Annotated in this window: 24 protein-coding genes; 9 read left to right on the forward strand and 15 right to left on the reverse strand. The window is 71.0% G+C overall.

Features of this window, described 5'->3' with window-relative positions:
- Positions 1-2 precede the first annotated feature (2 nt).
- The 11 genes from rpoZ to pyrR form a co-directional block, all read right to left on the reverse strand.
- Positions 3-272: a DNA-directed RNA polymerase subunit omega gene (rpoZ, locus tag ACFFR3_RS14895; protein WP_043638590.1), complete on the reverse strand. Its 270-nt coding sequence runs from the start codon at positions 270-272 to the stop codon at positions 3-5.
- A gap of 5 nt (positions 273-277) precedes the next feature.
- Positions 278-871 carry a guanylate kinase gene (gmk, locus tag ACFFR3_RS14900; RefSeq protein ID WP_364366960.1) on the reverse strand — a complete coding sequence of 198 codons (594 nt, stop codon included), beginning with the start codon at positions 869-871 and terminating at the stop codon, positions 278-280.
- 115 nt (positions 872-986) lie between these two features.
- Positions 987-1,310, reverse strand: coding sequence for an integration host factor, actinobacterial type (mihF, locus tag ACFFR3_RS14905; protein WP_020541698.1), 324 nt, complete (start codon positions 1,308-1,310; stop codon positions 987-989).
- A gap of 423 nt (positions 1,311-1,733) precedes the next feature.
- The gene (gene pyrF, locus ACFFR3_RS14910; RefSeq protein WP_379483386.1) at positions 1,734-2,426 is read right to left on the reverse strand and encodes an orotidine-5'-phosphate decarboxylase; all 693 of its coding nucleotides are present in this window, start codon (positions 2,424-2,426) and stop codon (positions 1,734-1,736) included.
- 34 nt (positions 2,427-2,460) lie between these two features.
- Entirely contained in the window at positions 2,461-3,438 is a 978-nt protein-coding gene (locus tag ACFFR3_RS14915; protein ID WP_355420560.1) for a dihydroorotate dehydrogenase, read from the reverse strand.
- The gene (locus ACFFR3_RS14920; RefSeq protein ID WP_364365924.1) at positions 3,428-4,279 is read right to left on the reverse strand and encodes a dihydroorotate dehydrogenase electron transfer subunit; all 852 of its coding nucleotides are present in this window, start codon (positions 4,277-4,279) and stop codon (positions 3,428-3,430) included. The genes ACFFR3_RS14915 and ACFFR3_RS14920 overlap by 11 nt, the downstream gene beginning before the upstream one ends.
- A gap of 39 nt (positions 4,280-4,318) precedes the next feature.
- Positions 4,319-7,618: a carbamoyl-phosphate synthase large subunit gene (gene carB, locus ACFFR3_RS14925; RefSeq protein WP_345401222.1), complete on the reverse strand. Its 3,300-nt coding sequence runs from the start codon at positions 7,616-7,618 to the stop codon at positions 4,319-4,321.
- Positions 7,605-8,711, reverse strand: coding sequence for a glutamine-hydrolyzing carbamoyl-phosphate synthase small subunit (carA, locus tag ACFFR3_RS14930; protein ID WP_379483292.1), 1,107 nt, complete (start codon positions 8,709-8,711; stop codon positions 7,605-7,607). Before carA ends, carB begins: the two co-directional genes overlap by 14 nt.
- Entirely contained in the window at positions 8,708-9,994 is a 1,287-nt protein-coding gene (locus ACFFR3_RS14935) for a dihydroorotase (RefSeq protein ID WP_345409683.1), read from the reverse strand. The genes carA and ACFFR3_RS14935 overlap by 4 nt, the downstream gene beginning before the upstream one ends.
- Positions 9,991-10,908, reverse strand: coding sequence for an aspartate carbamoyltransferase catalytic subunit (locus ACFFR3_RS14940; RefSeq protein ID WP_364365914.1), 918 nt, complete (start codon positions 10,906-10,908; stop codon positions 9,991-9,993). Before ACFFR3_RS14940 ends, ACFFR3_RS14935 begins: the two co-directional genes overlap by 4 nt.
- A complete protein-coding gene (gene pyrR / locus ACFFR3_RS14945) occupies positions 10,905-11,483 on the reverse strand; it encodes a bifunctional pyr operon transcriptional regulator/uracil phosphoribosyltransferase PyrR (protein WP_364365911.1) in 579 nt (192 codons plus the stop codon). Before pyrR ends, ACFFR3_RS14940 begins: the two co-directional genes overlap by 4 nt.
- Before the next feature lie 240 nt (positions 11,484-11,723).
- On the opposite strand from pyrR, the gene ACFFR3_RS14950 reads away from it, so the two are divergent.
- The 6 genes from ACFFR3_RS14950 to bldD all read left to right on the forward strand — a co-directional run bounded on the left by ACFFR3_RS14950 (position 11,724) and on the right by bldD (position 18,329).
- On the forward strand, positions 11,724-12,968 hold the full coding sequence (locus tag ACFFR3_RS14950; protein WP_379483293.1) for an arginine deiminase: 1,245 nt from the start codon (positions 11,724-11,726) through the stop codon (positions 12,966-12,968).
- Between the two features lie 16 nt (positions 12,969-12,984).
- Positions 12,985-13,992, forward strand: a complete 1,008-nt coding sequence (gene argF / locus ACFFR3_RS14955) for an ornithine carbamoyltransferase (RefSeq protein ID WP_345401219.1) — start codon at positions 12,985-12,987, stop codon at positions 13,990-13,992.
- 1 nt (position 13,993) lies between these two features.
- Positions 13,994-14,929: a carbamate kinase gene (arcC, locus tag ACFFR3_RS14960; protein ID WP_345401216.1), complete on the forward strand. Its 936-nt coding sequence runs from the start codon at positions 13,994-13,996 to the stop codon at positions 14,927-14,929.
- Positions 14,930-14,938: 9 nt separating this feature from the next.
- Entirely contained in the window at positions 14,939-16,360 is a 1,422-nt protein-coding gene (locus ACFFR3_RS14965; protein WP_379483294.1) for an amino acid permease, read from the forward strand.
- 302 nt (positions 16,361-16,662) lie between these two features.
- Positions 16,663-17,532, forward strand: coding sequence for a universal stress protein (locus ACFFR3_RS14970; RefSeq protein ID WP_345401213.1), 870 nt, complete (start codon positions 16,663-16,665; stop codon positions 17,530-17,532).
- A 302-nt stretch (positions 17,533-17,834) separates the two neighbouring features.
- Positions 17,835-18,329 carry a transcriptional regulator BldD gene (gene bldD, locus ACFFR3_RS14975; RefSeq protein ID WP_026214021.1) on the forward strand — a complete coding sequence of 165 codons (495 nt, stop codon included), beginning with the start codon at positions 17,835-17,837 and terminating at the stop codon, positions 18,327-18,329.
- A gap of 832 nt (positions 18,330-19,161) precedes the next feature.
- Here bldD and ACFFR3_RS14980 read toward each other — a convergent pair.
- The 3 genes from ACFFR3_RS14980 to ACFFR3_RS14990 form a co-directional block, all read right to left on the reverse strand.
- The gene (locus ACFFR3_RS14980; RefSeq protein WP_364365899.1) at positions 19,162-19,608 is read right to left on the reverse strand and encodes an SAV_6107 family HEPN domain-containing protein; all 447 of its coding nucleotides are present in this window, start codon (positions 19,606-19,608) and stop codon (positions 19,162-19,164) included.
- Between the two features lie 616 nt (positions 19,609-20,224).
- Entirely contained in the window at positions 20,225-20,416 is a 192-nt protein-coding gene (locus ACFFR3_RS14985; RefSeq protein ID WP_355429495.1) for a ferredoxin, read from the reverse strand.
- A 6-nt stretch (positions 20,417-20,422) separates the two neighbouring features.
- On the reverse strand, positions 20,423-21,613 hold the full coding sequence (locus tag ACFFR3_RS14990) for a cytochrome P450 (RefSeq protein WP_364365896.1): 1,191 nt from the start codon (positions 21,611-21,613) through the stop codon (positions 20,423-20,425).
- 95 nt (positions 21,614-21,708) lie between these two features.
- Here ACFFR3_RS14990 and ACFFR3_RS14995 point away from each other — a divergent pair, with 95 nt between their 5' ends.
- Positions 21,709-22,314: a TetR/AcrR family transcriptional regulator gene (locus ACFFR3_RS14995; RefSeq protein ID WP_345401204.1), complete on the forward strand. Its 606-nt coding sequence runs from the start codon at positions 21,709-21,711 to the stop codon at positions 22,312-22,314.
- A gap of 59 nt (positions 22,315-22,373) precedes the next feature.
- Positions 22,374-22,934: a hypothetical protein gene (locus ACFFR3_RS15000; RefSeq protein ID WP_345401201.1), complete on the forward strand. Its 561-nt coding sequence runs from the start codon at positions 22,374-22,376 to the stop codon at positions 22,932-22,934.
- Here ACFFR3_RS15000 and ACFFR3_RS15005 read toward each other — a convergent pair.
- Complete coding sequence (locus ACFFR3_RS15005; RefSeq protein ID WP_364384921.1) at positions 22,931-23,758, reverse strand: L,D-transpeptidase family protein; 828 nt, start codon at positions 23,756-23,758, stop codon at positions 22,931-22,933. The two genes, ACFFR3_RS15000 and ACFFR3_RS15005, sit on opposite strands and share 4 nt — an antisense overlap.
- 99 nt (positions 23,759-23,857) lie before the next feature.
- On the opposite strand from ACFFR3_RS15005, the gene ACFFR3_RS15010 reads away from it, so the two are divergent.
- Positions 23,858-24,334 (forward strand): YbaK/EbsC family protein, encoded by a 477-nt coding sequence (locus tag ACFFR3_RS15010; protein WP_345401198.1) that lies wholly within the window; start codon positions 23,858-23,860, stop codon positions 24,332-24,334.
- Positions 24,335-24,395 lie beyond the last annotated feature (61 nt).

The following is a 24,395-nucleotide window of genomic DNA, read 5'->3' on the forward strand; positions in this document are numbered from 1 at the left end:
GGTCAGACCGCGCCTTCGATGGGCTCGGCGTTGAGCAGGCCCTCGGAGACCTCACGCAGCGCGATGGACAGCGGCTTTTCCTGGGCGTGCGTCTCGACCAGGGGACCCACGTATTCCAGCAGGCCCTCGCCGAGCTGGGAGTAGTAGGCGTTGATCTGGCGAGCGCGCTTGGCGCCCATGATCACCAGGGAGTATTTGCTGTCGACGATGTCGAGCAGCGCGTCGATCGGCGGGTTGGTGATGCCCTCCGCGGCCGGGGTGGTGCCTGCCACGATTGTCAGACCTCTCGGTTGGTGGTTGTCGTGACCCCCTGAGGGTCAGTCATCAAGGCTATCAGCCGATGGCACACGTCTTGGACGTTCGTGTTGACGAGCGTGACGTCGAACTCGTCCTCGGCGGCCATCTCGATGCGCCCGGCCTCCAGCCGGCGGGCGATGACCTCTTCTGGCTCGGTGCCGCGCCCGCGCAGCCGCTTCTCCAGCTCCTCCCACGAGGGCGGGGCCAGGAAGATCAGCAGCGCCTCCGGCATGCTCCTGCGCACCTGCCTGGCGCCTTCAAGGTCGATCTCGAGCAGGGTGGGCACGCCCTCGGCGAGCTTCTTCAGCACCGGCTCGCGCGGGGTGCCGTAGCTGTTGCCGGCGAACTCCGCCCACTCCAGCAGCTCGCCCGCCTCGACCAGCCGGTCGAACTCGGCGCCGTCGACGAAGAAGTAGTGGACCCCGTGCACTTCGCCGGGCCGGGGCCTCCTGGTGGTCACCGAGACCGACAGCCACACCTCGGGGTGTGCCCGCCGGAGCTCGGCGACTACCGTGGACTTGCCGACGCCCGACGGCCCTGAAAGGACCGTCAGCCGCCGCTCGCTCAAGGGCAGGAAACCGACCTCCGCTCCTGGCCCGACCGCCTCGTGGGCACTGACATCGCCGGACCAGGACCTCTCGGTCACTTCCTACCCCCCGTTGAACCCGCGTTTCCGTGTGGAACAGAGATTAGCTCTCGTTGCCACCGAACTCGCGCTCGAGGGAGGCCCTCTGGTTCGCGCCGAGGCCCCGCACGCGGCGGGACTCGGCGATGGCAAGCCGCTCCATGAGCTGCTTGGCGCGGACCTTGCCCACGCCGGGGAGCGATTCCAACAAAGCCGAGACCTTCATCTTGCCGATGACGTCGTCGGTCTGCCCATCCTTGAGCACCTCAGCCAGAGAAACCGCGCCATGCTTGAGCCGGTTCTTGACCTCGGCACGCTCTTTACGGGCCTTGGCAGCCTTCTCCAGGGCTGCGGCGCGCTGCTCAGGGGTCAGGGGAGGAAGAGCCACGCCGGGTCACCTCGAATTTCTGTCGATGTACTCGGACGGGATGGGAAACTAGCTGGTCATCGCCCCCTAAGCAACGTCAAGAGCGGTTTCTCTCGCGACAAAATCCACTTCATCACTCTCCGTGATTGTAAAATCACCTTGCGCTGATCAAATCGCCCTCACATCCGCCTACACGCGTCGGCCCGCGCCGGTGTCGCGAAACGCAACGGTGATCGATCCCGAGCCACCCTCCGATGTCCGAAACCCCTGCCACACCTGGGCCGAAACCATTCCGGCGATCTTGCACGCGGCTCGCAACGGATGCCTTATGATCTTGTGAGCGGGACACTCCCGCGCCCTCGGCGCACTGTGCTCACAGTCCGTCACCCTGCCCTGTGCGGCGACGCCGCGTCGTCGGAGCGTTGCCCGGCCTGACGACGCGCGTCAGGACGCGCGGCGCAGCGAGGCGGCGATCGCGGCGGCCGCCGCTCCCGGGTCGGGCGAGCCCGTGATGGGCCGGCCGATCACGAGCAGGTCCGCGCCGTCGGCGAGCGCCTGCTCCGGGGTGGCCACGCGCTTCTGGTCCTGGGTGTCGGCGCCCGTGGGCCGCACGCCGGGCGTGATGAGCGTGATGCCGTCGCCGACCTCGGCGCGTACGCTCGCGACCTCGTTGGGCGAGCACACCAGCGCGGTGGCGCCCGCCTCGACCGACAGCGCTGCCAACCGGCGTACGGCGTCGTCGGCCGGACCGGCGATCCCGATGCGCTCGAGATCGGCCTCGGTCAGCGAGGTGAGCACGGTGACGGCGGCGATCTGGGTGTGCGGCGCGGACTCGACGGCCGCCCTGATCATCGCGGGCCCGCCGGCGGCGTGCACGGTGAGGATGGAGGGCCGCAGCCGCGCCACGGCCTTGGCGGCACCGGCGACGGTGTTGGGGATGTCGTGCAGCTTGAGGTCGAGGAAGACGCGTACGCCGCTGGCGCCGCGCACGGAGGCGATGACGTCGGGCCCGTAGCGCATGTAGAGCTCGAGGCCGACCTTGACGGTGCTGACGTGGGGGGTGACCAGGGCGGCCCACCGCGCGGCGGTCTCCAGGTCGGATGCGTCGAGAGCGACGGCGATGGGTGCGGGGGTCAAGGGCGTCAAGACGTGCTCTCCAGGCGCTCGGGAGTCAAGGCGTGCTCTCCTCGGTGTCTACCAACAGGTGCCGGGGTGCGCTCCCCGGCGGGCGGTGGGCCAGGCCGACGGCGTCGGCCAGCCGCTGGAAGCCGCGAGCTCTCAGGAGGTCCTCAAGCTCGCGTTCGATGCGCAGGCAGGCGTAGGGGTCGTGGAAGAGCGCCGTGCCCACTCCGACGACGCAGGCGCCCGCCAGGACCAGCTGGAAGGCGTCCCTGCCGGTCATCACGCCGCCGATGCCGATCAGCGGCACGCCGGGCAGCGCCGCGTGGACCTGCCAGACGCACCGTACGGCCAGCGGCAGGATGGCCGGACCGGACAGCCCGCCGGTGACGGCGGCGAGCGAGGGACGCAGGGCCTCGGTGTCGATGGCCATGCCCAGCGGGTTGTTGATCATGGACAGCGCGTCGGCCCCTGCGTCCACGCAGGCGCGGGCGACGGAGACGATGTCGGCCACGTCGGGGGCGAGCTTGGCGACGACGGGCACGTCGTAGCGCATGATCGAGCGTACGGAGGCGATGACCTCGGCGGCGGCGCTGCCCTCGCGGGCGAAGACGCGCCCGCGGTCCTCCATGTTGGGGCAGGAGAGGTTGACCTCCAGCGCGGTCACGCCGGGCGCGTCGGCGAGCCTGCGGGCCAGCTCGGAGTATTCGGCGACGGTGCCGCCGCCGATGGAGACGATGGTCTTGATGCCGCGCTGGGCCAGCCAGGGCAGCTCGCGTTCGAGGAACGCGTCGATGCCGGGGCCCTGCAGCCCGACGGCGTTGAGCATGCCGGAGGGCGTCTCGGCCATGCGCGGCGTGGGACGGCCCGCGCGGGGCGCCATGGTGATGGAGCGGGTGGTCAGGGCGCCGAGCCGGTGCAGGTCGAAGAACTGCGCCAGCTCGCGCCCGGAGGAGGCGCAGCCGGCGGCCGTGGTGATGGGGTTCGCCAGCTCCACGTGCGCCAGAAAAGTCCGCATATCAACTGACATGTCGTGCACCGCCCCCGGGGGCGCCCAGCGCGTCGAACGGGATCGTTCCCACGTCCTCGAAGCGCACCCGCTCCCCCCGGAACACCGGCCCCTCGGCGCACGCCCTGACCATCCTGGTCGAGCCGTCGTCGCCGATGACGGGCAGCACGCACGTCATGCACACCCCGATGCCGCAGGCCATCGCCTCCTCGACGGCCACCTGCACCGGGATGTCGAACTCCATCGCCACCGCCGTCACCGCCCGCAGCGTCTCCATGGGCGCGCAGGCGTAGACGACGTCGGCCCGCGTGTCGGCGATCACCGACGGCAGCGCGTCGGTGACCTTGCCGCGCAGCCCGAGCGAGCCGTCCTCGGTCGTCAGCGTGGTCGTCTCGGCCATCCTGCGGGCCCGCATCGCCCCGAACACCCGCTCGGCCCCCGCTCCCCCCAGCACGAAGTCGACCCGGCAGCCGCGCGCCAGCAGCGCGTCGGCCAGCGGGAACAGCACGGCCGAGCCGTATTCGGCGCCGACCAGCACGCAGTGGACCGGGTCGCGGGGCAGGGGGAACGGCCGCCCGAGCGGCCCGACCAGGTCGAGCGTGTCACGGGCGCGCCGCTCCGCGAGCCAGGCCGTGCCGGGACCGCGCGTGGTGAAGACCAGCTCGACCGTGCCGCCGTAGTCGGACTTCACGTCGTGGATGGACAGCGCGCGGCGCGTCACCATCGAGGTGTACGCCCCGCCGACCGCCACGGAGACGAAGTGGCCGGGGCGGTAACGCTCGGCGATGCCGGGCGCCACCACCGTCAGCGCATGGTAGGCGTCGACCCGGCGCGTCGTCAGCACCGTGCCCGTCACCTGCACCGGTGTACCGGCCAGTCGTCTTCACCTCCCGTGGCGGGGTCAGCCCCTGATTGCCTGCGCGTGCTCCTGCAGGGACCGTACGCCCACATCGCCGCGTACGATCGCCTGGATGCCCGCCGCCGCGGCGGCCAGCCCTGACACCGTGGTGATGCACGGGATGCCGCGCAGCACGGCGGCCGTGCGGATCTCATAGCCGTCGAGCCGCGGCCCCGACTGCCCCGGGCTGCCGAAGGGCGTGTTGACGATCAGATCGACCTCGCCGTCGAGAATGGCCTGCACACTCGTGGGCTCACCTCCGGGACCCGCTCCCTCGCTGTGCTTCCGCACGATCTTGGCATGGACGCCGTTGCGGCGCAGCACCTCGGCGGTCCCCTCGGTGGCGAGGATCTCGAATCCGAGATCCGCCAGCGCCTTCACAGGGAAGATCATCGCACGCTTGTCCCTGTTGGCCACGGATACGAACGCGCGTCCCTTGGTCGGAAGCTCACCGTAGGCCCCGGCCTGCGACTTGGCGAAGGCGATGCCGAAGAACTCGTCGATGCCCATGACCTCGCCGGTCGAGCGCATCTCGGGCCCGAGGACGATGTCCACGCCCCTGAACCGGTTGAACGGCAGCACCGCCTCCTTGACCGCGATCGAGGAGTCGAGCGGCAGCGTGCCGCCGTCGCCCGTGGCGGGCAGCATGCCCTCGGCGCGCAGCCCGGCGATCGACGCGCCGAGCATCACCCGGGCCGCCGCCTTGGCCAGCGGCGTGGCGGTGGCCTTGGACACGAACGGCACCGTACGGCTGGCGCGCGGGTTGGCCTCCAGGACGTACAGGACGCCGGCGGACATGGCGTACTGGACGTTGAGCAGCCCACGCACGCCGACCCCCTGGGCGATGGCCCTGGTGGCCTCCCTGATGGCGGTGATGTCGGCGCTGCCCAGCGTGATGGGCGGCAGCGCGCACGCCGAGTCGCCGGAGTGGATGCCGGCCTCCTCGATGTGCTCCATGACGCCGCCGAGGAACAGCTCCTCGCCGTCGTAGAGCGCGTCCACGTCGATCTCGATGGCCTCGTCCAGGAACTTGTCGATGAGCACCGGGTGGCCGGCGCCCTCGGGCTGCTCCTGGGCCGCCATGTAGCCGGTGAGCGTCTCCTCGTCGTAGACGATGGCCATGCCGGCTCCGCCGAGCACGTAGGAGGGCCGCACGAGCACGGGGTAGCCGATCTCGCCGGCGATCTCGCGCGCCTCGGCGACGGTCAGCGCGGTGCCGTGCTTCGGCGCGGGCAGCCCGGCCTCGGCCAGCACCCGCCCGAACGCGCCGCGCTCCTCGGCGAGGTGGATCGACTCGGGCGAGGTGCCGACGACAGGCACGCCGGCGTCCTTGAGCGCCTGGGCCAGGCCGAGCGGCGTCTGCCCGCCGAGCTGCACGATGACGCCCGCGACCGGGCCGGTCTGCTGCTCGGCGTGGACGACCTCCAGGACGTCCTCCAGGGTGAGCGGCTCGAAGTAGAGCCGGTCGGAGGTGTCGTAGTCGGTCGAGACGGTCTCGGGGTTGCAGTTGACCATGACGGTCTCGAACCCGGCCTTGGACAGCTCGAAGGAGGCGTGCACGCACGCGTAGTCGAACTCGATGCCCTGGCCGATGCGGTTGGGCCCGGACCCGAGGATGATCACCTTGCGGCGCTCGCCGTAGGGGACCTCGCTCTCCTCGTCGTAGGTCGAGTAGAGGTAGGGCGTCTTGGCGGCGAACTCGGCGGCGCAGGTGTCGACGGTGTTGTAGACCGGCCGCAGCCCGAGCGCGTGGCGCAGGTCGCGGACCCGCGCCTCGTCGATGCCGCGGATCTCGCCGATCTGCACGTCGCTGAACCCGTGGCGCTTGGCCCGCTCGAGCACCTCGGCGGTCAGCTCGGGCGCCTGGGCGACGGCCTCTGACTCCTCGTGCAGCAGGAAGAGCTGGTCGATGAACCAGGGGTCGACGCTGGTGGCCTCGTACAGCTCATCGGGCGTGGCGCCGGCCCTGATGGCCTGCTGCATCGTGCGCAGGCGGCCGTCGTGGGGCGTGCGGCAGGCGGCCAGCAGCTCGTCCTTGGCCGCCACGTCGCCGGCCCAGGTGAAGGAGGAGTCCTTCTTCTCCAGCGAGCGCAGCGCCTTCTGCAGCGCCTCGGGGAAGGAGCGGCCGATGGCCATGGCCTCGCCGACCGACTTCATGTGCGTGGTGAGCGTCGGGTCGGCGCCGCGGAACTTCTCGAACGCGAAGCGCGGCACCTTCACCACGATGTAGTCGAGCGTCGGCTCGAAGGAGGCCGGGGTCTCCTTGGTGATGTCGTTGGGGATCTCGTCGAGCGTGTAGCCGATGGCCAGCTTCGCGGCGATCTTGGCGATCGGGAAGCCGGTGGCCTTGGAGGCCAGCGCCGACGAGCGCGACACCCGCGGGTTCATCTCGATGACGATCATGCGCCCGGTCCGCGGATCGACCGCGAACTGGATGTTGCAGCCGCCGGTGTCGACGCCGACCTCGCGGATGACCGCGATGGCGACGTCGCGCATGTTCTGGTATTCGCGGTCGGTCAGGGTCAGCGCGGGCGCGACGGTGACGCTGTCGCCGGTGTGGACGCCCATCGGGTCGATGTTCTCGATGGAGCAGACGATGACGACGTTGTCGGCCTTGTCGCGCATGACCTCCAGCTCGTACTCCTTCCAGCCGAGGATCGACTCCTCCAGGAGCACCTCGGTGGTCGGGGACGCGTCGAGCCCGGCGCCGGCGATGCGCCGCAGGCCGTCCGCGTCGTAGGCGAAGCCGGAGCCGGCGCCGCCCATCGTGAACGAGGGCCGCACGACGACCGGGTAGCCCAGCTCGGCGGCCGCGGCCAGGCACTCGTCCATGGTGTGGCAGATGGCCGACCTGGCCGACTCGGCGTTGAGGCCGTGCTCGCGGGCGACCTTGGCGACGATCTCCTTGAACCGCTCGCGGTTCTCGCCGGCCTGGATGGCGTCGAAGTCGGCGCCGATCAGCTCGACCTCGTACTTCTCCAGCACGCCCGACTCGTGCAGCGCGACGGCCGTGTTGAGCGCGGTCTGGCCGCCCAGCGTGGGCAGCAGCGCGTCGGGCCGCTCCTTGGCGATGATCTTCTCGACGAACTCGGGGGTGATCGGCTCGACGTACGTGGCGTCGGCGAACTCCGGGTCCGTCATGATCGTCGCGGGGTTGCTGTTGACCAGGATGACGCGGAACCCCTCGGCCCGCAGCACCCGGCACGCCTGGGTGCCTGAGTAGTCGAACTCGCACGCCTGGCCGATCACGATCGGCCCAGAGCCGATCACCAGGACCGACCTGATGTCCTCACGCTTGGGCACGGCTCATGACCTCGCAGAATTCGTCGAAAAGATAGGCAGCGTCGTGCGGGCCCGCGGCGGCCTCTGGGTGGTATTGGACGCTGAAGGCGCGCCCGTCGATGAGGCGCAGCCCCTCCACGCAGCGGTCGTTGAGGTTGACGTGGGTCACCTCGGCCGGCCCGAACGGGGTCTCGAACGGCCCGTCGAGCGGCGCCTCGACCGCGAACCCGTGGTTGTGGGCGGAGATCTCCACCTTGCCGGTGCGCACGTCCTGGACCGGCTGGTTGACGCCGCGGTGGCCGTAACGCAGCTTGTACGTCGGCAGCCCCAGCGCCCGCCCGAACAGCTGGTTGCCGAAGCAGATGCCGAAGAACGGCACCCGGGCCTCCAGCACCTTGCGCAGCGCGCTGACGTCGGCCGTGGCGGGGTCGCCTGGGCCGTTGGAGAAGAACACGCCGTCGGGCTTCACCGCCATGATCTGCTCGAACGTGGCGTCGGCCGGCAGCACGTGCACCTCGCAGCCGCGCTCGGCCATGCGCTGCGGGGTCATGCCCTTGATGCCGAGGTCCACGGCCGCGACCGTGAAGCGCCTGGTCCCGAAGGCCGGCACGACGTAGGTCTCGCCGGTGGCGACCTCGCGCGCCAGGTCGGCGCCCTCCATGCCGGGCGACTGCCTGACCCGCTCGACCAGCTCCTCGACCGGCGCGTCGGGGGCGCTGAAGATGCCGGCCCGCATGGCGCCGCGCTCGCGCAGGTGGCGGGTGAGCGCGCGGGTGCCGGAGATCGCGATCCCGACCACGCCCTGCTCCTTGAGGTAGTCGTCGAGCGAGCGGGTGGCCCGCCAGCTGGAGACGACCCTGGACGGCTCGCGCACGACGTAGCCGGCCACCCAGACGCGGCCCGACTCGGGGTCGTCGTCGTTGACGCCGGTGTTGCCGATGTGGGGCGCCGTCATGGCGACGATCTGCCGGTGGTAGGACGGGTCGGTCAGGGTCTCCTGGTAGCCGGTCATGCCGGTGTTGAAGACCATCTCACCGAACGTCTCGCCTTCGGCGCCGTACGGAGATCCGTGGAAGACGCGGCCGTCTTCCAGGATGAGCACCGCTGTGTTCAAACCAGCTTCCCTTCGAGTACGGTCGGCCTGCCGCGCAGGAACGTGGCCACTACCCGGCCGGGCAGCGTCATCCCCTCGTAGGGGGTGTTCCGGCTCTTGGACGCGAAGGCGGACGGGTCGACCTCGGTGCGTACGGACGGGTCGTACAGAGTGATGTTGGCCGGCTCGCCCACGGCGAGCGGCCTGCCCTGACCGGCGAGGCGGCCGATGCGGGCGGGCACGACGGACATGCGCTCGGCGACGGCCGCCCAGTCGAGCAGCCCCGTGTCGACCATGGCGGCCTGCACGACGCTGAGCGCGGTCTCCAGGCCGACCATGCCCATGGCCGCCGCGCTCCACTCGGTCTCCTTGTCCTCGACCGGGTGGGGCGCGTGGTCGGTGGCCACGATGTCGATCGTGCCGTCGGCCAGCGCCGCGCGCAGCGCCTCGACGTCGGCGCGGGTGCGCAGCGGCGGGTTGACCTTGTAGATGGGGTTGTAGGCGCCGACCGGCGACTCCTCCACGAGGTCGTCGGTCAGCAGCAGGTGGTGGGGGGTGACCTCGGCGGTGACGTTCCAGCCCTTGGACTTGGCCCAGCGCAGGATCTCGACGGAGCCGGCGGTGGAGACGTGGCAGACGTGCAGCCGGGAGCCGACGTGGGCGGCCAGCAGGCAGTCGCGGGCGATGATCGCCTCTTCCGCGACGGCGGGCCAGCCGGTCAGGCCGAGCCGGCCGGAGACGACGCCCTCGTTCATCTGGGCGCCGGCGGTCAGCCTGGGCTCTTGCGCGTGCTGGGCGACGACGCCGTCGAACGCCTTGACGTATTCGAGGGCGCGGCGCATGAGCACGGCGTCGTCCACGCAGCGGCCGTCGTCGGAGAAGACCCGCACGCGGGCGGCGGAGTCGGCCATCGCGCCCAGCTCGGCGAGCTGCCTGCCCTCCAGGCCGACGGTGACGGCGCCGACGGGGTGCACGTCGCAGTGGCCGAACTCGCGGCCGAGCCGCCACACCTGCTCGACCACGCCGGCGGTGTCGGCGACCGGCGAGGTGTTGGCCATGGCGTGCACGGCGGTGTAGCCGCCGCGGGCAGCCGACTGGGTGCCGGTCTGGACGGTCTCGGCGTCCTCGCGGCCCGGCTCGCGCAGGTGGGTGTGCAGGTCGACGAGGCCGGGCAGCACGACGGCGCCGGCGCCGTCGACGACCTCGTCCCCTTCGAGCCCGGTGCCGATCTCCGCGATCACGCCGTCGGCGATGCGGAGGTCCACGGGCTCGCCGCCCAGGATCCTGACGTTTCGAATGATCATGCGGTCTCTCCCCCGAGCAGCAGGTACAGGACGGCCATGCGGATGGTCACGCCGTTGGCGACCTGTTCGACGATCGTGGAGCGCGCCGAGTCGGCCACCTCGGCGGCGATCTCCATGCCCCGGTTCATCGGGCCGGGGTGCATGACGATGGCGTCGTCCGGCATCTTGGCGAAGCGGTCGCGGTCGAGGCCGTAGCGGCGGGAGTATTCGCGCTCGCTCGGGAAGTACGCGGCGTTCATCCGCTCCTTCTGCACCCGCAGCATCATCACCACGTCGGACTTGGGCAGCACCGCGTCGAGGTCGTAGGAGACCTCGCACGGCCAGCTGCCGACCGAGACGGGCAGCAGCGTGGGCGGGGCGACGAGGGTGACCTCGGCGCCGAGGGTGTCGAGCAGCAGCACGTTGGAGCGGGCGACCCGGCTGTGCAGCACGTCGCCGACGATGGTGACCTTGCGGCCCTCGAGATTGCCGAGGCGGCGGCGCATGGAGAAGGCGTCGAGCAGCGCCTGGGTGGGGTGCTCGTGGGTGCCGTCGCCGGCGTTGACGACGCTGCCGTGCACCCAGTTGGCCAGGCGGTGCGGCGCGCCGGACGCGCTGTGGCGGATGACGACCGCGTCGGCGCCCATGGCCTCGAGGGTGAGCGCGGTGTCCTTGAGCGACTCGCCCTTGGACACGCTGGAGCCCTTGGCCGAGAAGTTGATCACGTCGGCCGACAGCCGCTTGGCGGCCGCCTCGAAGGAGATCCTGGTGCGGGTGGAGTCCTCGAAGAACAGGTTGACGACCGTGCGCCCGCGCAGCGTGGGCAGCTTCTTGATGGAACGTTCCGAGACGCTCGCCAGCTCCTCGGCGGTGTCGAGGATGAGCAGCGCGTCGTCCTTGGCCAGGTCTCCGGCGGAGATGAGGTGCCGCTTCACCGGGCGCCCTCCTTCATGAGCAGGACGGCGTCGCGGCCGTCGGTCTCCTGCAGGTAGACCTTCACCTTCTCGCTCTTGGCGGTGGGCAGGTTCTTGCCGACGTAGTCGGCGCGGATGGGCAGCTCGCGGTGACCGCGGTCGACCAGCGTGGCGAGCTGCACGGCCGTGGGGCGGCCGATGTCGTTGAGCGCGTCGAGCGCGGCGCGCACGGTGCGGCCGGAGTAGAGGACGTCGTCCACGAGCACGACGACCTTGCCGTCGATGCCGCCGGAGGGGACCTCGGTGTGGCCGAGCGGGCGCACGGGGCCGCGGCGCAGGTCGTCGCGGTACATCGTGATGTCGATCGAGCCGACGGGGATCTTCAGCCCCTCGAACTGCTCGATGCGCTCGCCGAGCCGGCGCGCCAGCGTGGCGCCGCGGGTGGGGATGCCGAGCAGGACGACGTCGCCGCCGCCTTTGGTGCGTTCGAGGATCTCGTGCGCGATCCGGGTCAGCGCCCGGTGGATGTCGGGGGCTTCGAGAACCGCCCGGGAGTCCTTCTGGGCGGGCTCCCTGGTATCGGGTTCTGCGGACATGGCGAAGCTCACCACCTTTCCCGCCTCACGGGACGGGTCTTAAAAGGGTGTTGGTCGGGACACACAGTACCAGGGGCTACCAGCCACAACACGAGGCCCCTCCCGGCGGCGCGATCTCCCTGATCAGGTAATTTCCCGGCCCGCGCCCGTGTCGGAGCGGCCCGCGCGGGGCACGTGACCCGGGCGCGGCGGCGGGCCGGCGGGCGTGAGTACCGCCGCCGGGAGGGGGATAGAGCAGAGATGACCTTTCATGTGGACAGCGAGGTCGGCCGGCTGCGGCAGGTCCTGCTGCACAAGCCGGACCTGGCGCTGAAACGGCTGACCCCCACGAGCAAGGACGCCTTCCTCTTCGACGACGTGCTGTGGGTGCAGCGGGCGATCGAGGAGCACGAGGAGTTCCAGCAGGTGCTCACCAGCCGCGGCATCCGCGTCCACCTGCTTTCCGACCTGCTCCAGGAGACCGTCGAGATCCCCGAGGCGCGCAAGCACATCCTCGACGCCGTCGTGGACGAGCGCTGGCTCGGCCCGGTCGCGATCGACGACGTGCGCAACACCCTCGACGGCATGGACTCGGCGACCCTGCAGATGTATCTGACCGGCGGCATCACCAAGCGGGAGCTGGTCGCGCTGGGCTGCGACCCCAAGGCGCTGACCTTCCACACCACGGCCGACGACGGGTTCGTGCTGCCGCCGCTGCCCAACCATTTGTTCACCCGCGACACGTCCTGCTGGATCTACGACGGCGTGTCGATCAACGCGATGAAGAAGAAGGCCCGCATGCGGGAGACGGTCAACATGGAGGCCGTCTACATGTACCACCCCACGTTCGCGGACGGCTTCAACCGGCCGGGTCAGGGCGGCTACCACTGCTGGATGCCGGGCAGGGCCGCCGCGCCCGCCACCATCGAGGGCGGCGACGTGCTGGTCATCGGGCGCGACGCGGTGCTGATCGGGATGAGCGAGCGCACCCAGCCGCAGGCGGTCGAGATGCTGGCGCAGCGGCTGTTCAGGGCCGGCTCGGCGAGCCGCATCGTGGCGCTCGACATGCCGAAGGCGCGCGCGTTCATGCATCTCGACACCGTGATGACGATGCTGGACGTGGGGGTGTTCACCAAGTACGCGGGCCTCGGCATGCTGCCGGCGTACACGATCGAGCCCGGGGAGACGTCCAAGGAGCTCAAGGTCACCGACCACCCCCCTGAGGACATGCACAAGGCGATCGCGCACGCGCTCGACCTGCCGGACATCACGGTCCTGACGGCCACCCAGGACGTCTACGCCGCCGAGCGGGAGCAGTGGGACGACGGCTGCAACGGGCTCGCGCTGGAGCCCGGCGTGGTCGTGGCCTACGAGCGCAACGCCACCACCAACAACTACCTGCGGGACAACGGCATCGAGGTGATCACGATCAGGGGCAGCGAGCTCGGCAGGGGGCGCGGGGGGCCGCGGTGCATGAGCTGCCCGCTCGAACGTGACGCCGTCTAGGGGGGAACACCGACCGATGGGCGACGATCTGCGCAACCGCAGCTTCCTCAAGGAGCTGGACTTCACGCCCGGCGAGTTCGGCCGGCTGGCGGAGCTGGCGGCCGGACTCAAGGCCGCCAGACGCGCCGGCGCCGAGCGGCCGCGGCTCACCGGCCGCGCCGTCGCGCTGGTCTTCGGCAAGACCTCGACGCGGACGCGCTGCGCGTTCGAGGTGGCGGCCCGCGAGCAGGGGGCGCACACGACGTACCTCGGTCCGGGGGACTCGCAGCTCGGGCACAAGGAGTCGGTCGCCGACACCGCGCGGGTGCTGGGCCGCATGTACGACGGCATCCTCTACCGCGGCGGCGACCACGCCGACGTCGAGGAGCTGGCGGCGCTGGCCGGGGTGCCGGTCTGGAACGGGCTGAGCGACTCCTGGCACCCGACGCAGACGCTGGCCGACGTGCTGACGATGAGCGAGCACGCCGGCCGGCCGCTGAACGAGGTGGCCCTCGCCTACCTGGGCGACGGGCGCAACAACATGAGCCACTCGCTGCTGGTGACGGGCGCGATGGCGGGCATGGACGTCCGCGTCGTCGCGCCCAAGGCGCTGTGGCCCGACGCCGGGCTCGCGGTGGGCCCCGCCGAGGAGATGGCCGCCGCGACCGGGGCCAGGATCACCGTCACCGACGACGTGAACGAGGGCGTCAGGGGCGCGGACTTCCTCTACACCGACGTGTGGGTGTCGCTGGGCGAGCCCGCCGAGGTGTGGGACGAGCGGATCAAGCTGCTGCTGCCGTACCAGGTGAACGACGCGGTGGTGCGGGCGACGGGCAACCCGGCGGTGCGGTTCATGCATTGCCTGCCGGCCTTCCACGACCGGCGGACGAAGGTCGGCGCCGAGATCTTCGACCGCACTGGGCTCGACGCGCTGGAGGTGACCGGCGCCGTCTTCGAATCGCCCCGCTCGATCGTCTTCGACCAGGCCGAGAACCGGCTGCACGCGGCCAAGGCCGTCATGGTCGCGACGCTGGGAGGCTGCTGAGGTGCGGGTCATCGTGGCGCTCGGCGGCAACGCGGTGCTGCGGCGCGGCGAGCGTCCCGACGCCGCCACGCAGGTGGCCAACGTGCGCGATGCGGTCAGGACGCTGGCGGGCCTGGCAGGACGGCACGAGCTGGTCATCACCCACGGCAACGGGCCCCAGGTCGGGATGCTGGCCATGCAGAGCGCCGCCGACCCGGGCCTGAGCGGCCCCTACCCGTTCGACGCGCTCGGCGCGCAGACTCAGGGCCTGCTCGGCTACTGGATGCAGCAGGCGCTGCAGAACGCGCTGCCCGGCCGCCAGGTGCTGGCCATGGTGACGCAGACGCTGGTCTCGGCCGTCGATCCGGCGTTCGGGGCGCCCGCCAAGTTCGTCGGGCAGGTCTACGACCGGGAGGAGGCCGAGAAGCTGGCCGCCGAGCACGGCTGGACCGTCAAGCAGGACGGCTCCCACTGGCGCCGCGTCGTGCCCTCCCCCGCCCCGCAGCGCGTCGTGGAGACCCGGCTGATCCGCCGGATGATGGGCGAGGGCGTGATCGTGGTGTGCGCGGGCGGCGGCGGCATCCCCGTCGTCCGCGACGAGCGCGGCCGGCTGACCGGCGTCGAGGCGGTCGTCGACAAGGACCTGACGACCGCGCTGCTGGCCGAGGCGCTCGACTGCGACGCCTTCCTCAGCCTGACCGACGTGCCGCACGTCATGCGCGGCTTCGGCACGCCGCAGGAGCGCGCGATCGGCCACACCACGCCGCACGAGCTGCGCGCGCTCGACTTCCCCGCCGGGTCGATGGGGCCGAAGGTGGAGGCGGTCTGCCGCTTCGTCGAGACGACCGGCGACATGGCCGCCATCGGCCGCCTTGACCAGGCCGAGAGCATACTCGGCGGCACGGCGGGAACGATCGTGACGCCCAACGGCAGGTGGCCGCTGACGAGCACGCTGTAGGGGGTGTCCGTGACACTGGCCCGACGGCTCTTGCGTACCAAGCCGACCGGCCGCATCGTGGCCGAGGGCGGGCACGGTGAGGGCGGCGAGCTGCGCCGCACGATGTCGCTGTGGCAGCTGACGCTGTTCAGCGTGGGCGCCACGCTGGGCACGGGGATCTTCGTGATCCTCGGGCAGGCGGTGCCCAAGGCGGGGCCCGCGGTCGTGCTGGCGTTCGTGCTGGCGGCGGTCACGGCGCTGTTCTCGGCGCTGTCGTACGCCGAGCTCGCCGGGACGATCCCGGTGTCCGGCTCGTCCTACTCCTACGCGTACGCGACGCTGGGCGAGCTGGTGGCCTGGATCTGCGGCTGGTGCCTGATGCTCGAGTACGCCGTTTCCGTGGCGGCCGTGGCGGTCGGCTGGGGCGAATACGTCAACGCGTTCCTGCGCTCGCTGTTCGGCTTCACGCTGCCCGACGCGATCACCCGCTCCCCCGGCCAGGACGGCGGCGTGGTCAACGTCACCGCCATCGTCATCGTGCTGCTGGCCACCTGGCTGCTGCTCTACGGCGCGTCCGAGAGCGCCACGGCCAACGCCGTCTTCGTGCTCGTCAAGGTCGCGGTGCTGGCCTTCTTCTGCGTGGTGGCGTTCACCGCCTTCGAATCCGGCAACCTCGCGCCGTTCGCGCCCATGGGGGTGGCCGGCATCACGGCGGCGGCCTCGCAGGTGTTCTTCTCCTACATCGGCTTCGACGCCGCCTCCACCGCCGGTGAGGAGGCCAGGAACCCCAAGCGCGACCTGCCGCTGGCGATCCTGCTGTCACTGCTCATCGTGACCGTCGTCTACGTCGCGGTGGCCCTGGCCGCGATCGGGGCCATGCCGTGGCAGGACTTCGACCCCGACAGCACCGAGGCGAGCCTTTCGTACATCGCCGACCTGGCGATCGGCGCCACCTGGCCGGGGCTGATCGTCTCCTTCGGCGCGGTCATCGCGATCGCCAGCGTCGTGCTGACCGTCATCTACGGCCAGACCCGCATCCTGTTCGCGATGTCGCGCGACGGCCTCATCCCGCGTGTCTTCCAGCGGGTGAACCCCCGCCGCCAGGTGCCGGTGCTCAACACGCTGATCGTGGCCGCGTTCATCTCCGTGCTGGCCGGGCTGGTGCCGCTCGGGCAGCTCGCCGAGGCGACCAGCATCGGCACGCTGTTCGCGTTCGCCATCGTCAACGTCGGCGTGCTCGTGCTCCGCTACCGCAGCCCCGAGCTGCCGCGCAGCTTCCGCACGCCGCTTTTTCCCGCCACGCCGGTGCTCGGCGCGATCCTGTGCGTCGTGGTCATGGCCGGTCTCGCCGGGGTGACGTGGCTGGCCTTCGGGCTGTGGATGCTCGTCGGCCTGGTCTGCTACTTCCTGTACGGCTATGGCCATTCGCGGCTGAATGCCGAGGTGCGCTGATTGACATCCTCCCCACGGCTGAAGCCGGGGGGTTCCGACCCTCGCGGGCCGGGTTTCCTGCTTCACCGCCGGTCGCCCGCCGGGCCTGGGCCCTTGAGGTCTTACACCGGCTCCACAGGCGTTTCACCTCTCCGCCGGCCCGGCGGCGAGGACGTTGATCGCGGCGTCGACGTCCCGGTCATGGGTCGCGCCGCAGACGCGCTGGGCTCTGGCCAGCCCGCTGCGGTTCGATACAGCGCGGCACCGTGCCGCGTCTCCTTCCCAGGGCTCAAGCCCGGGACATCCACGCTCAAGGAGTTTCGATGAAGCTCGACGACGTGCTGGCCGGATACGTGCCGGGGCCGCGGGGACACGACGGGCTGACGCTGGCCGTCCTGCTCGCCTCCCAGGCGGGGGCCCGGCTGTCGGTCGCGTACGTGCGGCCGCCCGCCGTCTCCACCCCGGGGCCCGCGCGGGCCGAGGAGAGCGCCTGGCGGGCGTACCTGCGCGAGCAGGCCGACACCGCGCTCGCCCAGGCCCGCGAGCTGGCCGGCGACGAGGCCGATTACGTCGTCACCGCCCATCGCGGCAGCGGGCGCGGCCTGGTGGAGCTCGCCCGCAAGCGGGGCGCCGACGTCGTGGTGATCGGCCCCGCGCCGGGCGGCGGCAGGGGCCGCATCGCCTTGGGCAGCACCGCCGACCAGCTGCTGCACTCCTCCTCCGTTCCCGTCCTGCTCGCGCCGCGCGGCTTCGGCGAGGGGCCGCCCGCCGCCTTCGACCGCATCACGCTCGCCTACCGGCGCGGCCCCGGATGCGACCAGGCCGTCAAGGTCGCCGCCGCGACGGCGGCCACGCTGGGCGTGCCGCTGCGCCTGGTCACGCTGGTGCTCAGCAGCGGCAGGCGGGCGCGGATCGAGGAGGAGATGCTCGTACGCCTGCGCGACCAGGCCGCGGCGGACCTGCGCACGGCGGCACGCGGGCACCGGCGCTCGCAGGCACCCGTGGAGGTCGAGGTGCTGGAGGGCCGCAACGTGGCGCAGGCGCTCGGGGCGACCTCGTGGCTGCCCGGCGAGATGATCATATGCGCTTCCAGCGACACCGGGCCGCTCAGAAGGGTCTTCCTCGGGGACACCTCCATCAAGATCATCAAGGCCGCGACCTGCCCCGTCATGATCCTGACCAGGCAGCCCTGAACAGGTGACGATTCCTCGTCAAACTCTGACGAAGTAGTGTTGCCAGCGCGACAAGAGGGGCGAATGTGGCGATCCCTACCGGACCGGATTCGGCATCTTTTTTCCAATCAGCTTGACCTCAGGCGTCCACCCCTTTACCGTCACTGTGCGTAACCACACCGCGCGGCGTTCTGGGGTAAACCCAGGGCCATGGCTACCGATGGTGCCGAGCCTGGCACCAGACCCCCCGGTGGCCCGGGCATACGCCGCAAGGGAGCACAATCTACTGAGAGCGATACATACGAGAGCCGGGGGGCCACACCATGCCGTCTGAGTACGCAAAGTCGCTGGGTGCACGACTCCGCGCCATCCGCACCCAGCAGGGCCTGTCCCTGCATGGAGTCGAAGAGAAGTCGCGTGGCCGGTGGAAAGCCGTCGTCGTGGGGTCGTACGAGCGTGGCGACCGCGCCGTGACTGTGCAGAAGCTTGCCGAGCTTGCCGACTTCTACGGGGTGCCCGTCTCCGAGCTGCTGCCGGGCGGAGCCGCCCCCAGCCCGCTCGGGCCGACGCCCAAGCTTGTGATCGACCTGGAGCGCCTCGCCACGCTGCCGAAGGAGAAGGCCGGCGCACTCGCCCGGTACGCCGCCACCATCCAGAGCCAGCGCGGTGACTACAACGGCAAGGTGCTGTCGATCCGCCAGGAGGACCTGCGCTCCCTGGCGGTCATCTACGACAAGTCGCCCAGCGAGCTGACCGAGGAGCTGATCAGCTGGGGCGTCCTCGACGCCGAGGCCCGCCGGGCCGTGGAGTCGTTCTAACCACCCGTCGTTCCTGGCCGACGCCGGATCAGGCCCTCTCCCACCCTGCGCGGTAGGAGACGGCCGCCCCGGCCCCCACCGGCCCGGAACCACGGTGGCACATTTGCGAGGTCACCCGCTCACCTGAAGGCTCGCCGAACGTTCTTCGGCGAGCCTTCAGCACATCTACCTGCCTCCCTCTTGACCCAGACCCCCACTCAAACGCCCCCAGAACGGTCATGAAAGCCACGCAGAGCCCAGAGTGACCGGTCACCCAGCCCCCACGCCCAAACCCCCGCAGAACGCAACGGAGCACCGCCCAGCCCCACATCTGACGCGCCGGCAAGAGGACCGCCGAACGGGCAACTCTCCGGGAGCAAGCGGGCCGCAGGGGCAAGCGGGGCGCAGGGCCCCCGGGGTTACGTCCCGGTGACATGGAAGGGAAGCACCCCGCACAGAGGCCGACCGAACTTCGGCCGACCAGACAGAGCCGCGTCCGAGGAGGGCCCGCGCGCCGTGGTGGGGGACAGTCAGCTTGCCATGGCGCGGCGGCTCGCCGGCCGGCAGAAGGGACGTGGCCGCTGCGGGGAGAGGGCGTCAGGTTGCCGTGGCGGGTTTGCCTGCCGTTGCGGGTGAGGGCAGCGGGAGCGGGACAGAGCGCGTTTGCCGCAACCGTTCGCCCGCGATCGTGGCGTCGGTCCTTGCGGCGGGGAAGCGGAACCTCGTGTCAATACCGCGGTGAGAGGTGCGGGGGCGGGTGAGGACGCGTTTCGGCCGTGACCGTGGTGTCAGTCCCTGCGGTGGGCAGGCGGCGTGTCGCGTCGGTTGCCAGGGGGCTGGGGGTGACTGGGGGTCAGCCTGCCAGTGGGACGTCCACTGGCAGTTGTGGCTGGCCCGGGACGCCGAGGAGGTCTTCGATGGTGGAGACGAAGGTCTCGGCCTCGGCGAGGATCTCGTCGGCGTCGGCCTGGCTGACCCGCCGCACCATGCCCGCCTCGGCGGCGGCCCGCTTGGCGGCGGTCATCGAGAAGTAGGCGGCCCACTCGGCCAGCGCGGGCTCGGCCTCGGGCAGTTGCTCCCACGCGCTGCGCAGGCGTCGCCTGCGGCCCTCCGTGGGCCTGGGGCGGGCGGCCAGCAGGGCCGCGGCCGCGCGCAGGGCCGCCAGGTGGGCGGCGACGTAGCGGGATGCGGGGGTGCGAGCGCCGCTCGCCTCCGCCAGGCAGGAACGAGAATCGGTCAGGTGTGCCCGAACCGCAGGCGACAGCCGGGGCCCGGGCGTTTCTCTAGGCCGTGGTGCCATCTTGCGCGCCTCCTTTGGAGTCGTGGGCGGCGCCGGCGTCTCCGCCGGTGGTGACAACAATCGCAGACGCCACCGACATTTCCGCCGGGCCGGCCGGACGAGGAGCTTCCCCTCTCCCCGTCCGGCCAGGACACGCCCACTCGTCTCCGCCGACGACGAGGACGTGCCCTTCGCCCGAGGAGCCTGGCCGCGGGGCTCGCTTGGGGAAGCGATGGCCCGCGACCAGGTCCTGGTGACGTTGAGCCGCGAGCCTCACCGTCACTAGATCGAACATAATTTCGATCACGCCCAGTTGTCAACTGGTTCGCGAACAAAGGTTCGATGACCTTGAAGCGAAGGTGTAGCCCTTGGCGGAAGGCGCAGGAAGGCACAGGAAGGCGCAGGAAGCAGGGTGTGCGGCACAGCGAACCGCCGCCGCGACTCAGGTCGCGGCGGCGGCGGCATAACGGTGTGACGGGCCGCCGTGGACGGCCCTCATGACGGGATCGGACTGTCCGGAGGCAACTCTCAGGACGGGTCAAGCCAGCCCTGGAAACGCCCCGGTGCGGGGCCGGACGGCCCTGAGGTCGCCTGGAGACCGTCCCAGGGCGGTGTCAGCCGGCCCGGAGAGCGGTCCTCACTCGACTGAGATCGCCCCCGACGGGCAGAGGGTCACAGCGCGGCGCACGGCGTCCTCCAGCTCCTGGGGCGGCACGTCCTGCAACAGCACCACCGTGCCTTCGTCCTCGCTCTGGTCGAAGATCTTGGGCACCGTCAGCGCGCACATGCCCGCCCCGATGCACACCGATTCGTCTGCCTTGATTTTCATGGTGACCTACCAAGTGACAGGGAGGCGGTGCACCCCGTAGATCGACATTTTCGAGCGCATCGGCACCTCCTCGGGTGTTACCGCCAAGCGTAGGCCAGGCAGGCGCTCCAGCAGTGCCGGGTACGCGATGCGCATCTCGGCGCGGGCGAGCTGCTGGCCGAGGCACTGGTGGATGCCGTGGCCGAAGGTGAGGTGCCCGCCGGCGGGACGGGTGATGTCGAGGTGGTCGCCGCCGGGGAAGCGCTCGGGGTCGCGGTTGGCGGCGGGCAGGTGGAGGGTGACGGTCTCACCCGCCTTGATCGTGACGCCGTCGATCTCGACGTCCTGCCTGGCCACCCGGGTGGGCCCGAGGTGGATGATCGTGAGGTGCCGCAGCAGCTCCTCGACGGCGTTGTCCACCAGGGAGGGGTCGTCGCGCAGCGCGGCGAGCTGGTCGGGGCTGGTCAGCAGCGCGTACGTGCCGAGCCCCAGCATGTTGGCGGTCGTCTCGTGCCCGGCGATCAGCAGCAGCACCCCGACCCCGGTGAGCTCGTCGTCGTTCAGCTCACCGCCCTCCAGGAGCCCGCTGAGCAGGTCGTCGGCCGGCCGCTCGCGCTTCTGCTGGATGAGCCCGTGCAGGTACGCCCAGACCCGTCCCAGTGCGGCCATCGCGTCGTCCGCCGACGCCTCGATGTCGAAGAGCTTCTTCGACTCCGTCTGGAACATCTCCCTGTCGTCGTACGGCACCCCGAGCAGCTCGCAGATGACCAGCGAGGGGATCGGCAGCGCGAACTCCTCCACCAGGTCCACCGGCCCGCCCTTGGCCTCCATGGCGTCGATGCAGTCGCGGGTGATCTCGGCGATGCGCGGTTCGAGGGTCTTCATCCGCCGCACGGTGAACTGCCCGGTCAGCAGCTTGCGATAGCGGGTGTGCTCGGGGGCGTCCATGCGCAGGAAGAACCCGGGCGGCAGCTTGAAGCCGCGTTCGGCGAGCTCGGCCCGGGTGGAGGCGATGGGCGGGTGGTGCCCTTCGGGGTTGTTGCTGAGGTGGGGGTGGGCGAGCACCGCGCGAGCGGCGGCGTACCCGGTGACGAGCCACCCTAGATGCCCGTCGGCGTATCTCATGCGGTGGATCGCCCCGTCCCGTCGCAGGCCGGTGACCTCGTCCGGCGGGTCGAGCGGGCGCTGGCGAGCGGTGACCAGGGTGACTTCGGACATGTTCGGCTCCTTTCCTCGCTACGTCTCCAGAAAACCTCACAGGTTGAAAAATTGCAACGAGTGTAAAAAATAACCGAGTGCACTATAGTGCCGCCATGGCTGAGGGACTGCGAGAGCGCAAGAAGCAGCGCACGCGCCAGGCGCTGATTCAGGCGGCGATGCGCCTGTTCGAGGAGAAGGGCTTCGAGGAGACGACGCTCGCGGAGATCGCCGCGGAGGCCGACGTGTCCACGCGCACGTTCTTCAGCTACTTCGCCGGCAAAGAGGACGTGCTCTTCTACGACGCCGGCGCCCGCCTCGAAAGGGCGCTGGCACGGCTGTCGGCCAGACGGCCCGGCGACACGGTGGCCGACCTGCTGCTGCAGCTCATCGACGACAGCATCGGGCAGGCCATCGCGGGCGCCGGCACGTTCGACGCCGCCGCTGTGCGCGTGCGGCTCGTGCTGACCGTGCCGTCCCTTCAGGCGCGGGCGCTGCACGTGCTGCTGGACAGCCAGCTCACGCTGGCCAAGGCGCTGCACGAGGCGTTCCGCGACCGGCTCACCCTCTCCGAGGCGGGCGCGACGGTCGGCGCGTTGATCGGCGCGATCATGGTGGCGGTGATGACGGACGTCGACGAGGACCGGTCCGTGGAGGAGATCATGGCCACCGTACGCCGGGCGGGCGAGATCGCGCTGGCCGGGCTGCGCGCGCTCGGCTAGCACCGGCATCCGGTGAGAGGCTGTCTCCAAGAACCCCGAACGAGCGGAGAGGAGCGCGCATGGCGCGCATCGGGCGACCGGCCGGGCTCGTGCTGCTGGCCCTGGGCCCCGTGCTGGCGGCGGCGTACGCGGGCGCCGGCCACCTGGGCGTCCGCGCGGCGGTGCGGGCGCAGATCGCCGACCCCAAGTGGGAGGGCGGCACGATCGACGACTCGGGCATGACGTCCACGGGCACGGACGCCTGGCAGATGATCCTGCTCACGGCGCTGCTCGCCGGGCTGGTGGCGCTCGCCTACCTGGTCATCGGCCTGCTGCTGCGCCGCCCGCGCAGGGGCCGCACGGCGCTGCTGGTGGTCTCGGGCGTGCTGGTCCTGCCGTACACGCTGGTCTTCGCCGTCGCGCTGATCAACCCGGCCAGGGCGCTGGCGGGCCTGACCGGGCAGTCCGGATTCGTGGCGGGCCTGCCCGGCTGGCAGTCGTACGCGGCGTACCTCATCCTGATCGGCGGGCTGGCGCAGGCCGCCGGCATGGTGATGGCCGCCGCCGACGGCAGGCGCGCGGCGGCGGCCGGGAAGGGCCAGGAGAGCCCGCAGAGCTCAGCGGCCGAGGCGCGGAGCTAGCCGCGGAACCTGCCCCTGACGTGCACCGGCATGCCCTTGCCGAGCAGGCCGGGCAGCTCCTCCGCGACGTTCATCGGCATGCGGACGCAGCCGTGCGAGGCGGGATGGAGGGGCACCGACAGCGCGCCGTGGAAGGCGATGCCGCCGTTGAAGAAGATGGGGTTGTAGAGCTGGCCGAGGTAGGACTTGTGCCACCCGCTCACCCGCCACGTCGTCCGGTAGTCGCCGGTGGGGGTGCTGGCCGAGCCGCAGAAGCGCTGCTTCCTGCCCTGCCAGGTGGTGGTCTCGCAATAGGGGATGTTGCTGCCCGACGACACGTGGGTGATCAGCTTCACCTTGCCGCGCACGTACAGGACCATGACCTGCTTGGTGAGGTCGACCTCCGCGCGGGTGGGCCGGCCGTTGCGGGCCAGCACCCGCGGCGCCTTCGGCGTCTCCAGCGCCTGCCAGGTGCGGCGGGCGATGGTGCTGGTCGGCTTGATGCCGTTGACCTTCTGGAACGCCCACACGGCGGCCAGCGTGGTGCCGCCGTAGCGGCCGTCGGCCTTGCCAGGCCGGTAGCCGAGCTCGGTCAGCCGCTTCTGCAGCCACTTGACCGCCGATCCCTTGGCGCCCAGCCGTAACGTCTTTCGGGGCGCCTCGGCCGCGGGCTCGGGCTCGGCGGAAGGGGCGCTCTTCGCCGCCGCGGGAGGCGCGACGGAGGCGGCGGAGCCGCTCGGGGGCGGGGCGGCCGTACGCGACGCGATCTGCGTTCCGCACCCCGAGACGACGACGGCGCCGGCCGTCAGGAGGGCAGCCACCCCGGGCAGCCGTGGAAACCCCACAGGTACCACCTCTCACATTCCGTACATAACTGATCACGGGACCCTACACCAGGACCCTTGTGGGAGTAATCGGGCGGCCAATCTGTTTAGAGTGTCCCCATGCCTGAGAAGTTGCCGTCGAACGCCGTCGTCGTCGAGTCCGCGCTGCGCGAACGCGGAGCAGACGGCGAGATCGTGGTCCTGCCGGAGAAGGCCCCCACCGCCGCGGCGGCCGCGGCCCAGCTGGGTTGCGACGTGGGCGCCATCGCCAACAGCCTGATCTTCGACGCCGACGGCGCGCCGCTGCTCGTCCTGACCAGCGGCGCCCACCGCGTGGACGTCGAGCTGATTGCCCGTACGGCGGGCGCCGAGCGGGTACGCCGGGCCACGCCGGAGTTCGTCAGGGCGGCGACCGGCCAGCCCATCGGCGGGGTGGCCCCGGTCGGGCATCCCGCTCCGGTGCGGACGCTGGTGGACAACTGGCTGAGCAAGCACGAGGTGGTGTGGGCGGCCGGCGGCCACCCGCACACGGTCTTTCCGACGACGTTCGACGAGCTGGTGCGGATCACCGGGGGTACGCCGGTGGACGTCGAGTAGTGTGCGACGGGTGATCGAGTTTCGCGGAGCCGGTCCGGCCCAGTTCACCGAACGGCTGGAC

It is taken from the genome of Nonomuraea salmonea (assembly GCF_042428605.1).
Lineage (GTDB): Bacteria > Actinomycetota > Actinomycetes > Streptosporangiales > Streptosporangiaceae > Nonomuraea > Nonomuraea salmonea.